Origin of the sequence: Kitasatospora sp. NPDC058063 (assembly GCF_042885395.1) — a bacterium.
GTDB lineage: Bacteria > Actinomycetota > Actinomycetes > Streptomycetales > Streptomycetaceae > Kitasatospora > Kitasatospora lactacystinica.
Map to the genome: position 1 here is coordinate 263,147 of NZ_JBHVSD010000001.1, position 11,570 is coordinate 274,716.

The 11,570-nt window shown below is 74.4% G+C and carries 8 protein-coding genes; 1 reads left to right on the top strand and 7 read right to left on the bottom strand.

Going from position 1 to position 11,570, the window contains the following annotated elements; genetic code table 11:
• Positions 1 to 39: 39 nt before the first annotated feature.
• Complete coding sequence (locus tag ACFVUY_RS01280) at positions 40 to 657, top strand: GNAT family N-acetyltransferase (RefSeq protein ID WP_387726582.1); 618 nt, start codon at positions 40 to 42, stop codon at positions 655 to 657.
• 161 nt (positions 658 to 818) lie between these two features.
• On the opposite strand, the gene trxA is transcribed toward ACFVUY_RS01280, so the two are convergent.
• The 7 genes from trxA to ACFVUY_RS01315 form a co-directional block, all read right to left on the bottom strand.
• The gene (gene trxA, locus ACFVUY_RS01285; protein ID WP_359909516.1) at positions 819 to 1,145 is read right to left on the bottom strand and encodes a thioredoxin; all 327 of its coding nucleotides are present in this window, start codon (positions 1,143 to 1,145) and stop codon (positions 819 to 821) included.
• A gap of 127 nt (positions 1,146 to 1,272) precedes the next feature.
• Positions 1,273 to 2,235, bottom strand: a complete 963-nt coding sequence (gene trxB, locus ACFVUY_RS01290; RefSeq protein ID WP_387691293.1) for a thioredoxin-disulfide reductase — start codon at positions 2,233 to 2,235, stop codon at positions 1,273 to 1,275.
• 173 nt (positions 2,236 to 2,408) lie between these two features.
• Complete coding sequence (locus ACFVUY_RS01295) at positions 2,409 to 3,398, bottom strand: hypothetical protein (RefSeq protein WP_387726585.1); 990 nt, start codon at positions 3,396 to 3,398, stop codon at positions 2,409 to 2,411.
• The gene (gene sigM, locus ACFVUY_RS01300; RefSeq protein ID WP_387726588.1) at positions 3,395 to 4,114 is read right to left on the bottom strand and encodes an RNA polymerase sigma factor SigM; all 720 of its coding nucleotides are present in this window, start codon (positions 4,112 to 4,114) and stop codon (positions 3,395 to 3,397) included. The genes ACFVUY_RS01295 and sigM overlap by 4 nt, the downstream gene beginning before the upstream one ends.
• Positions 4,115 to 4,166: 52 nt before the next feature.
• Positions 4,167 to 6,167, bottom strand: a complete 2,001-nt coding sequence (locus ACFVUY_RS01305) for a protein kinase family protein (protein ID WP_387726591.1) — start codon at positions 6,165 to 6,167, stop codon at positions 4,167 to 4,169.
• Between the two features lie 303 nt (positions 6,168 to 6,470).
• Positions 6,471 to 8,939 carry a murein biosynthesis integral membrane protein MurJ gene (gene murJ, locus ACFVUY_RS01310; protein WP_387691301.1) on the bottom strand — a complete coding sequence of 823 codons (2,469 nt, stop codon included), beginning with the start codon at positions 8,937 to 8,939 and terminating at the stop codon, positions 6,471 to 6,473.
• Positions 8,940 to 8,997: 58 nt separating this feature from the next.
• On the bottom strand, positions 8,998 to 11,568 hold the full coding sequence (locus ACFVUY_RS01315; RefSeq protein WP_387726594.1) for a DUF6049 family protein: 2,571 nt from the start codon (positions 11,566 to 11,568) through the stop codon (positions 8,998 to 9,000).
• Between the last annotated feature and the right edge of the window lie 2 nt (positions 11,569 to 11,570).

An 11,570-nucleotide genomic window follows, 5' to 3' on the forward strand; every position in this document is an offset into this window, starting at 1 on the left:
TGGGGGAATGCTCGACCGTGAGAGGGAGGAGGTGCGGCCATGGGACGGCGGATCGCTCCGCTGACGCTGGACAACCTCGGGGACCTGCCGAACGGCTGTCGCTCCTGCGTGTTCTGGGAGCTGGACCCGGTCAGCGCGAAGGAGGCGATGGAGGCGGGCAAGCCGGAGCTGGAGAAGGAGGGGTGGATCTCCACGGTGCTGCTGGAGTGGGGCTCCTGCGGGCGGATCGTCTACGTGGACGACCGGCCCGCCGGGTTCGTGCTCTACGCACCGCCCGCCTACGTCCCCCGCTCGCAGTCCTTCCCGACCAGCCCGGTGTCGGCGGACGCCGTTCAGCTGATGGTCAGCCGGGTGCTGCCGGGCTACCAGCGCCAGGGTCTCGGCCGGGTGCTGGTGCAGACGGTGGCCAAGGACCTGATCGGGCGGGGGGTGCGGGCGATCGAGGCCTTCGGCTCGTCCGGGCGGGTGCCGACCAGCTGCGTGCTGCCGGCCGACCACCTGCTCGCGGTCGGCTTCAAGACCGTCCGCCCGCACCAGCGCTACCCGCGGCTGCGTCTGGAGGCGCGGACGACGCTCTCCTGGCGGGGTGATGTGGAGGGGGCGCTGGAACGGCTGTTGGGCGGCGGGCGCAAGGAGCCCGCGCTGCGACCGTTCTAGCGGGCACCTCGGTAGGGCGCCTCGGTAGGGCGCCACCGGAGGGCGTTGCCGCGGGCTTCGCGGCGGGCGTCTCCAGGGGCGCCCGGAGGGCCCGGAAACGACGGCGGCGGGACTCCCCACCGAGGGGAGCCCCGCCGCCGTGCGGTCGACGACCGGAAGACCTAGATGAACTCGGCCAGCTCGCGCAGCAGCGCGGCCTTCGGGCGGGCACCGGTGATGGACTTCACCGGCTCGCCGTCCTTGTAGACGATCAGGGTCGGGATCGAGATGACGCCGTACTTGGCGGCGGTCGCCTGGTTGGCGTCCACGTCCAGCTTGGCGATGGTCAGCTTCTCGCCGTGCTCGGCCGCGATGTCGTCCAGGACCGGGGCGACCTGGCGGCACGGGCCGCACCAGGTGGCCCAGAAGTCGACCAGTACGGGCTTCTCGCTCTTCAGGACGTCCTGCTCGAACGTCGCGTCGGTGACGGTAGTGGTGGCGCCGGCCACGGGAACTCCTCGGGTTCGGACGGAGGGGGCTGCTGCCAGGAGAACAACGGGTGGGCCCGTTCTGTTTCTGCCCGGCCGGGGCGGGGGTGTTTCACGTGGAACACCCCCGTGGGGCGGAGGGTGGGGCTCAGACCGCGACGGCGGCCTTGGCCTCCAGGTCGTCCAGCGCGGCCAGGTAGCGCTCGGCGTCCAGGGCGGAGGAGCAGCCGGTGCCGGCGGCGGTGATGGCCTGGCGGTAGGTGTGGTCGACGACGTCGCCGGCGCCGAAGACGCCCGGGATGTTGGTCCGGGTCGAGGGGGCCTCGACCTTGAGGTAGCCCTCGGCGTCCAGGTCCAGCTGGCCCTTGAAGAGGTCCGTGCGCGGGTCGTGGCCGATGGCGATGAACAGGCCGGTGACGGCCAGCTCGCGGGTCTCGCCGGTGGTGGTGTCGCGCAGGGTGACGCCGCTCAGCTTCGGGTCGCCGTGGATGGCCTCGACCGCGCTGTCCCACTCGAAGCGGATCTTCGGGTCGGCGAAGGCGCGCTCCTGCATCGCCTTGGAGGCGCGCAGGGTGTCCCGGCGGTGGATGATCGTGACGCTGCGGGCGAAGCGGGAGAGGAAGGTCGCCTCCTCCAGGGCGGTGTCGCCGCCGCCGACCACCGCGATGTCCTGGTCGCGGAAGAAGAAGCCGTCGCAGGTGGCGCACCAGGAGACGCCACGGCCGGAGAGCTTGTCCTCGTTCGGCAGACCGAGCTTGCGGTGCTGGGAGCCGGTGGTGACGATCACGGCGCGCGCCTTGTGCACGTTGCCCTCGGAGTCGGTGACGGTCTTGATGTCACCGGTGAGGTCGACCGCGACGATGTCGTCGGGGATCAGCTCGGCGCCGAAGCGCTCGGCCTGGGCCCGCATGTTGTCCATCAGCTCGGGGCCCATGATGCCGTCCCGGAAGCCCGGGAAGTTCTCGACCTCGGTGGTGTTCATGAGCGCACCACCGGCGGTCACGGCCCCCTCGAAGACCAGCGGCTTGAGGGAGGCACGGGCCGTGTAGAGCGCGGCCGTGTAGCCGGCCGGGCCGGAACCGATGATGATCACGTTACGGACGTCGCTCACTGCTTCTCCTGGTTCGCATCGCGACCCGCGTTTGCTGCGGGGAGGGCGGTCCTGCTCCGCCGCCCGGGACAACGACTGACCAGTGTCTCGCATTCCCAGGCGGATCAGTACCAGGCGCCCGAAGTCCGGAAGCGGCGTGCCGCCGTCGGCGTGGATCGCATGGGAACCGCCGGTCAGCGGCTGGGAACGGCCTGGTGCAGGACGACCGGGCCGCAGTCGGGGGAGCGCAGGTAGACGTCGACGGAACCGGGGCGGCCGGGCAGGGAGTAGACCAGGACGTCGACCGGGGCGCCGTGGTAGCTGCCCCGGTCGGTGGCCAGCGGGGTGCCGGAGGCGGGTGCCGGGCAGCCCGGGCCGCTGGGGGTGGCGGGGGAGGGCGAGTCGGGCTCCGGGCGGCCGCCGTCGGCGGGCGGGGCCCCCTCGGACCGGGCGGGCCCGGTGGCCAGCAGTCCCGGGACGTTCTTCGAGCGCGCCAGCAACTGCTGCACCTGGGCGGCGAGTTCGTCGTCGCGGTAGTCGGTGCCGGCGCCCGCCGTGTGCGGGGCGCGGACATCGTGGCCGTCGGTGGTGGCGGCCGGGGCGCCGCCCGCGGTGGCCGCCACCGTGCCGGACCCGTCGTCGGGGTGGAGCAGCAGTGCCCCGCCGAGCCCGAGGGCGGCCAGGGCGGCGGCCGTGCCGAGCAGCAGGGCGAACCGCCGGCGGCGGGCGCGGCCGGGCCCGACGGCCGAGCCGGACCGGCCGGCGGGTCGGTCGCCGGACGGGGCAGCCGGCCGGGAGGCGGCGGAGGAGGGCGTGGCGGGCGCCGTGGCGGCACGCGCGGACCGGGCCGGGGCCTCGGCCCGGTGGTCGGCCGCGGGGGCCTCCTGAGCCGGTTCGACGGCCTCGCGGCCGCTCCCGGCGGCTGCGGCGGCGGCCTCGGCCAGCGCCGCGTCCAGTCGGGCGGCGACGTCGGCCGGCATCGGCGGGGTCTCGACGTCGCCGAGCAGCGACTGGACCTCGGCGAGGGCGTCGACGGTCTCCCGGCACTCGGCGCAGCCGTCCAGGTGCCGGCGCAGGGCCCCGACGCTGTCCGGGGACTCGATCAGTCCTTCGGCGAGGTCGGCCAGCCGCTCGATCGGGGGGTGGTCCTCGGCGGGGTCGGGGAAGGAGGGGTGGGCGTTCATCGGGTGCTCGCGTCTCCTTCCAGGACCGTCCGGCCGGTGCTCGGGCCCGCTCCTGTGACGGTGCCGGGCGGCTTCGGGTTCCCCCGGGTGTCGCGGCGCGGTGGGGCCGAGCCGCGGGCGGGCGCTGTTTCACGTGAAACATCGGGCTCGCGCAGGTGCCGGACCAGGGGGAGGAGCCGGGCCCGGCCGCGCGCGCAGCGGCTCTTCACGGTGCCCACCGGAACGCCCAGCAGTTCGGCCGCCTCGGCCACCGGGTACCCCTGCATGTCGACCAGCACCAGTGCGGCCCGCTGCTCGGCGGGCAGTTCGGCGAGCGCCGCGGTCAGTTCGCGGTGCAGCTCGGCCCGGACCACCGGGAAGTCGGCCGGCTCGGCGCTGCCGACCAGGGTGTCCAGCCGCTGGGGGTCCTCGTCGAGCGGGGTGGTGCGGCGGGTGGCGCCGCGCCGGGCGCGGTCCAGGCAGGCGTTGACCACGATCCGGTGCAGCCAGGTGGTGACCGCCGAGCGGCCCTGGAAGCCGGCGGCGGCGCGGAAGGCGGAGACCAGGGCGTCCTGGAGGGCGTCGGCGGCCTCCTCGCGGTCGCCCAGGGTGCGCAGGGCGACCGCCCAGAGCCGGTCGCGGTGGCGGTCCACCAGCAGACCGAAGGCCGCCGGGTCGCCGGCGACGTGCCGGGCGAGCAGCGTCGCGTCGTCCGTCGGGTGCGCGTCGTCCGCCACCGTCACCCCTCCCTCCCGGCCGCCGGTCCGTACCGCGTCCGCGGTCGTCGGATCAGCCGGAGACCTTCACCTCGGCGACGTGGCCGCGGAACCTGCCGTCGGTATCCTTCGTCAGACCGGTCAGCCAGATCAAGAGGTACCGCGTGGTGACCGGGGAGTCGAGGGTGTACTCGACGTTGCTCCCGGTCTTCTTCCCGACGACGGTGAAGGCGTCCGGCTTGGCCTGCAGCGGGTTGGCGCCGACGGCCGGGGTGGGCAGCCGCAGCTCCGCGGACTGCTCGCCGCCGGAGAACTGGACGTTCACCGAGGAGACCGGCTGCGCGGAGCCGAGGTCGATCAGCAGGCCGGTGCCCGACTTCAGCGCGGGCGGCTTGGCGCCGAACTGGTCGACGTACCAGCCGGTGGTCCACGAGGTGCTCAGGTCGCCGTCGATGGCCTTCCCGATGCTCTCGGTGCCCTCGGGGCCGTCGCCCAGGGGGTTGTAGGACTGCGCGTCCTTGATGGCGAGCGTCACCGGGTTGTGGGTGCTGGCCTGCGGGCTCGGCGCGGTGCTGCTGGTCGAGGGGGCGGTGGACGCGGTGGCCGACCCGGTGTGCCGCAGGCTGTCGACGAACTGCCAGGAGGCGACGCCGATCGCCCCCAGTGCGACCGTCCACGCGGTGGCCTTGACGACCCGGCGCAGCCGCCGCCTGGCGCGCCGGGAGGAGGCCGGGCGGGAGGAGGCCGGCAGCGGGGCGACGGTGGTGTCGGCGACCCGGGTCGGGTTGGGCGCGGTGGGCAGCGCGTGGGTGTTGTGCCGGGGCGGGGCCGGGAAGGCGGGAAGCTCCGGTTCGGGCTGGCGGATCCGGGGCATCTGCGCGATCGCCCGGACCAGCTCCTCCGGCGTGGTGATCGGCTGGGCGTGGTGCGGCGGCTGGTCGAACAGGGCCCGCGCGGCGAGCTCGGACAGGCCCTTGTGGACCCCGGCGCGGACCTGGTCCGGCGCGGCGTTCTGGAGGCCCTTGGGCAGGCCCTGGAGGTCGTAGCGGTCCTCCGGGTACGGCCAGCGGTGGGTGAGCGCGGCGAACAGCAGTGCGCCGATCGCGCGGGTGTCCGCCCGCTGGGCGTCCTCGGCGTCCTCGGCGGGCAGCCCGCGCAGGGCGGCGTCCACCGCGATGCCGTTGATCCGGTACTGGCCGCTGTCGGTGCGCAGCACGCAGCGCGGGGTGAGCCGCAGGTGGGCCTGGCCGCGCCGGTGGGCGGCCGCGACGGCGTCGGCGACCTGGCGGACCATCTGGTACGCCTCGTGCGGCTCCATCGGGCCGTTGGCGAGCAGCCTGGCCAGGTCGGAGGAGTGCGGCAGCCACTCCCGGACGACGTAGACCAGTTCGCCCTCGTGGACGGCGTCGAGGACCTGGACGAAGCGGGGGTCGCCGAGCAGCGCGGCGGACTTGGCGGCCGCCACCACCTTGCGGGCCCGCTGGTGGCCGGAGGCCATCAGGTGGACGCCGACGGCCCGGCGCAGCTTCTCGTCGACGGCGCGCCAGCTGCTGAAGGTCTCGGTCTGGGAGATGCACTCCTCCAGCCGGTACCGGTGGCCGATCATGTCGCCGCTGCGGCGCTGCGGGGCGGGGAGGGTGCGCGGGAGGGTGGCGGTGTCGCGCGGGTCGACCGTGGGCTGCGGGTCGGTGGGGCGGCGCGCCGGGCGGGCCGGTTCGTCGGCGGGCTTCTTCCGGGGGGAGCCGGCGGCCAGTTCGGCGCGGAGCTCCTGCACGGAGAGCGGTGCGGTGATCTCCGAGGTCTCCTCGCCGGCGGGGGTGCCCGGTCCTGCGGCCGGTGCGTCGTGCCCGCCCGCGTCCTCGTCCTCGTTCCCGTCCTTGTCCTTGTCCTTGTCCGCGTCGGTGCGCCCGGGGGCGGCGGCAGCGGTGGTGGTGCCCTCGCGGGCGTCCGCGGAGGTGCTCCCGCCGGCGTCCTGCGAGCCCGTGAGCTCGTCGATCGCCGCGGCCAGTGCGGCCTCGTCCGTCGCCGCGTCAGCTGCTGACGTGTCGACGACGGCCTTGGTGCCATCAGCCACCGTGGTCCTGCCTCCCCTTGTGTAGCCCCGGCCTGAGAGATTCGCTGGAGCCCGGGGGTCGGCGGCCCTGTGCTCCAGGACAATTGTGCCCACTCTTCTCCACCGGGTACGACCGCTGAGACGTCCGCTCGGTTGCACGCGGGTGGAGAGATGTGGTGCAGATTCGACACCGGGTCGCCATCCGGCGGTCGGGCGGACCCGAACCGACCGGTGCCCCAGCACTCGGCCGGACGAGCGGAGGAGCGTCTCGCTCCGGTTGACGCCCGGTCAGGGCGCCCGCTCGTCCGGCCGGTGGTCGGACGGTCAGCGGCCCAGCCGGCCGCGGACCATGCCCAGCATGGCGTTCAGTTCCTCGATCCGCAGGCGCTTCGCGATGAGCACGAAGACCGCCAGCTGGAGGCCGCCGGCCACGACCAGGGCCGCCACGCTGCCCGGCCAGCCGCCGAGCACCTGCTGGACCCCCAGGCTGGCGCCGAGGCCGACCAGGGCGGCCGGGACGCAGGCGGCGGCCAGCCGGCTGTACGTCCTGCCGATCCGCTTGGTGTCCAGCCCGCCGATCCGCTTCTTCAGCTTCGGCATCGCGACCGTCACCCCGACGGCGTAGGCGAGGCCGTAGCCGAAGGCGAGGCCGACCACCGTCCACTCGGCGGGCAGCACCAGCCAGCACAGCAGGGCGAAGCCGGCCTGGCAGGCCGCGACCCAGACGGTGTTGGAGAACGGCGTGCGGGTGTCCTCGTAGGCGTAGAAGCCGCGCAGCATCACGTACTGGGCGGAGTACGGGATCAGGCCCAGGGCGAACGCGGAGAGCATCAGACCGACGTTGGTGGCGTCGTTAAGGACGGTGTCGTTGCCGCCGACCGCGTAGATCGCCCGGCCGATCACCGGGCCCAGCGACAGGAACAGGAAGGCCGCCGGGACGACCGCCACCGCGGTGGTGCGCAGACCGTAGGAGATGTCGTCGCGCACGGCGCCGGCGTCCTCGTCGGCCGCCGCCCGGGAGAGCCGGGGGAGCACCGCGCTCATGATCGAGACGGTGATCACGGCCTGCGGGAGCTGCCAGATCAGCAGCGCGTTGGAGAACGCGGCCAGGCCGACGCCGCCGTGGCCGGCCGCCGCCGCGGCGTCGCCCGCCTTGGTGGACAGCTGGGTGATCACCAGGTAGCCGGCCTGGTTGGCGAGCACGAAGAAGAACGTCCACTTGGCCAGTCGGGCGGCCTTGCCCAGGCCGTGACCGCGCCAGTCGAAGCGGGGCCGGAAGCGGAACTCGGCGGCCCGCAGGTACGGGATCATCGCCAGCGACTGGACGACCAGACCGATCAGGGTGCCGAGGCCGAGCAGCCGCACGCCCTCGGGGGAGATGCCCTCCGGGGTGACGTGGGTGGTGCCGAAGCCGCCGTAGACCCAGATGTAGGCGGAGAAGGTGAAGATCACCACGATGTTGTTCAGGACCGGGGTCCACATCATCGCGCCGAAGCGGCCGCGGGCGTTGAGGATCTGGCCCATCACCACGTGGATGCCCATGAAGAAGATGCTCGGCAGGCAGAAGCGGGCCATCGCCACCGTGGTGTCGGCGCGCTCCGGGTTGGCCATCATCGGGTGGGCGATCAGCTGCACCAGCACGGGCGCCCCGAGCACCGCCAGGAAGACCACGCCGCCGAGCCCGACCATCACCAGGGTGAGCAGCCGGCTGGCGTACGCGGTGCCGCCGTCCTCGTCGTTCTTCATGCTGCGCACCAGCTGCGGCACGAAGACCGCGTTCAGCGCGCCGCCGCCGATCAGGATGTACAGCAGGGTCGGCAGGGTGTTCGCCGCGTTGTAGGAGTCACCCATCACGCCGACACCGATGGCCGCGGTGATCACCATGGTCCGGACGAAGCCGGTGCCGCGGGAGACCAGCGTGCCGGCCGCCATGATCGCGCTGGAGTTCAGCAGGCTGGCGACCTTGCCGCCACCGGCCGCCTGGGCGGGTTCGGCGGCGGGCGCCTGCTGGGCGGCCTGCTCCTCGGCGACGATGTCGGACAGCGGTTCGACGGCCGGGGGCACCGCGACGGCGGCCACCTGCCTGGTGGCCTCCTCCTCGGAGAGCGGCGGGTCGAACTCGATCGGCGGCACGAAGTGCTGCTGCCCGCCCGGAGCGCCGCCGTGCTGCGGCTGACCCGGGTAGCCGCCCGCCGGCGGGTACGGGGCGGGGCCGACCGGAGGGGCGGTCGGCTGGACCGGCTGCGGGGCCGGGGCGGGCTGCGGGACCGGCGGCTGGGCCGCGGCCTGCGCCGGGCGGCCGCCGAACAGGGCGTCCACCCCGACGTACTCGGTGGTCTCGGTGTCCCAGGCGGAGTGCGCCGGGCCCGGCTCCCACTGCGGCCGGGGCTGCTCGACGCCGCCCCAGTGGCCACCGGCGGCCTGCGCCGGGGCCGGCTGCTGCGGCCAGGCGCCCTGCACCGGGGTGTCCCAGCCGGGCTGCACCGGCGGCACCGGGGCCGCGAACTGCTGCTGGGCCTGGTACGGGGTCGGCGGCACCGGCGTCGGGTAGCCGCCGCCCTGCGGCGGCAGCTGCGGCGGCACGTCGTACGCGGCGACCGGCGGCTGGGGCGCGACGGGCCGACCGGCCTGCAGACCGTACGGGTCCTGGCCGTCCTGCGGGTGCCCGTACGCGTCCGCCGCGTACGGGTCCTGGGCGTAGGTGTCGGCCACGTACCAGTCGCCGGACGGCGACTCGGCGCCCGGCCGGCTCTCACCGCGGCCCGACGGCCGCTCCTCGCTGCGCCCGGTCATGTCACCTCTTCGCTGTCGTGGGGGGAGGCCGGCCCGGCGGTGCGGGGGGTCGGCGGTATCAAGGACCAACCTTCTCATCACCGGCGGCCCGATCCCGGCCATCCGGGCTGCTGCCGCGCGGTGTCTGCGCGGGACCGTCACCTCGGGTGTCGTCCGTTCCGCCGGCCCGGTCCGGTTCGGCGGCCCCGGCGCGATCCGCGGTGGAGTCCTGCGCCGTGGCCTCCGAGGCGCCCTCCGCCGTGCCCTCCGAGACGCCGTCCGCCGTGTCCTCCGCCGTGTCCCGCGCTCCGGTGCCGTCCGCCGCCGGGGCGTCCCCGACCGGCTGGTCGCCGTCCTCGTGCGGCTGCCCGCCGCGCCGCTTGCGCTGGCGCACGAAGCGCAGCGCGGCCAGCAGCAGCAGGACGCCGGCGCCCGCGAAGATGTACAGCACCCCGTTGGTCACCGAGGTGACCTCGACCTTGAACTGCTGGGGGTCGCCGTACGGCCGGGAGTCGGGGCCGGTGGTCCACAGCTGGGCGGTCATCGCGACCGTCCCGTTGTTGTGCGCCTCGGCGTTGAAGCGCAGGGTCACGCTCTGCGACGCCGGGAGGACCAGCTCCTCCTCCTTGCTCACCCGCAGCCTGTTCGGCTGGGCCGAGGTGAGCACCAGCTTCAGGTTGGTGACCGTCTGGGTCAGGTCGTTGCGGACGCTGACCTGGAGCAGACCGGTGTTGCCGGCCAGGGTGACGACGTTCTTCTTCGGCACCTGGACGGCGCTGGTCAGCTCCTTCAGGTACTTCGTGACGCCGGCGCGGTAGGTGCTCCCGGCCGGCGGCTGGCTGCGCCACTCGGTGGACAGCGAGCGGACCATCGCGGCGCTGAACGGGCCGCGCACCCGCTGCGGCAGGGTGAGCACCCGCATCAGGGTGTCCAGGTCGTGCTGGATGTCGTCGGTGCGGCTCAGGTCGGCCGCGGGCAGCTCCGAGGCGCGGGCCTGGGTCGGGTAGTCGGTGGGCGCCGGGACGGCGGTGTTCGCCTTCGGGTCGGCCGCGGACTGGGCCACCGCGTCCAGCTTGACCGAGGAGATCCACTTGCCGTCCGCCGTCTGCAGGGCGCTCGCCAGCGCCTTGGCGCCGGCGACGCTCAGTTCGCGCGGGGGCAGGACCAGCAGTCCGCGCTGGTTCTGCGGCTGCTCGTGGGTGATCGCGAAGGTCTCGGCGAGGAAGCGCTGGGTGGCGTCGGTCTGCGCCTGCGGGCTGCTCAGGTCCTTGTCGAAGAGCGCGGAGACGGTCTCGTCGGCCACCACGGCGCTCTGCCCGCCGCCGATCGGGCGGACGGCGGTCGGGGTGTAGTTGAGCGAGTCCGCCTCCGGCATGCTCGCGCCGTTGACCAGCACCAGCCCGCTGCCCGACTGCTGGGCGAGGGAGGCGATCTGCTGGTCGAGGTAGCCCTGGAACGGCCAGGCGACGTCCGACCGGGTGTCCACGGCGAGCCGGCCCTCGACGGTCAGCCGGCCGGCGGTGGCCGCCTTGCTCAGCGCGGTGGTCATCCCGGTCAGGTCGGAGCCGTTGTGGGCGATCGAGGCGAGGTCCGGGTCGGCGTACGGCAGCGAGACCACCTGGGTGCCCGGCTTGGCGACGGCGGCCCGCAGCTTGTCCAGCCAGGCGACGGCGGCGGCCGAGGGCTGCATCTGGACGGTGTTGTCGTCCTTGACGGACTTGCCCGACCCCTCGGTGCCCGGCTTCTGCACCCGGTAGGTCTTGGTCATCGCGAGCGCGGCGTCCAGCAGGTCCGGGTCGATCACCCAGGTCAGGCCGTTCAGCTTGGCGCCGGTGTCGACCAGCTCGTACAGCCGGCCGCCCGGGGCGAACTCGGTGGCCAGGCTGTCGTCGCGCAGCACCGAGACGGGCTGGTCGTTGCTGTCGGTGGTGGTCTGGGCGGCCACCACCGGCGCGTGCACCAGCGGCCAGACCGTGGCGACCTTCGTCGGCTGCGCCTCGGCGCCGCCCGGGTTGTACGGCAGGAAGGTCCGGGCGATGCCCAGGGGGCGGTCGCGCGGGTTGTCGGCGGTCCCACCCCAGGCGTCCACCGCGAGCTCGTACGCGCCGCTCGCGGACAGCCCGAGGTCGCTCACCGCGACGCTCAGCGTGTACGGCTGGCTCTGCCCCGGGTTCAGCTCCGGCAGGGCGTACTGGGGGGTGTCCAGCTCGGTGCCGTCCTTGCCGTCCGGCGTGGAGCGGTCGGCCACGTTGGCCAGGTCGCTGCGCCGGTCCAGCGGCTTGTTGGAGTACGGCTTGCGGACGGCCGCGTGGGCGCCCTTGACCGCCGACTTGCCGGCGTTGGTGACGTGTCCGGTGATCGTCACGATGCCGTTCGGGGTGGCCACCTGCGGGCTGAGCGTGTCGATGGTCATCACCACCGGGTACTCGGCCGTGACGGTGGAGTCCGCGGCCGGCCGGACGTTGCCGCCGGTGGGCAGCGCGCCGGCCGGGGTGGCCGTGAAGAGGGTCAGGGCGGCCGCGCAGGCGGCGGCCAGGCGCGCGCCCGCCCGGCGCGTCCGGCGGGCCGGATGACGCCCCTCGGCGGGGCGCTCGGCCCCTCCAGGCTGTCGGTGCGTCCCCAGGCCCGAGTGCCGTGCCGGCTCACTCACTC

What these genes read in the sequence shown, in the direction of transcription:
- ACFVUY_RS01280 (WP_387726582.1), top strand. Translation starts at nt 40, where the DNA reads ATGGGACGGCGGATCGCTCCGCTGACGCTGGACAACCTCGGGGACCTG.
- ACFVUY_RS01295 (WP_387726585.1), bottom strand. Translation starts at nt 3,398, where the DNA reads ATGAACGCCCACCCCTCCTTCCCCGACCCCGCCGAGGACCACCCCCCG.
- murJ (WP_387691301.1), bottom strand. Translation starts at nt 8,939, where the DNA reads ATGACCGGGCGCAGCGAGGAGCGGCCGTCGGGCCGCGGTGAGAGCCGG.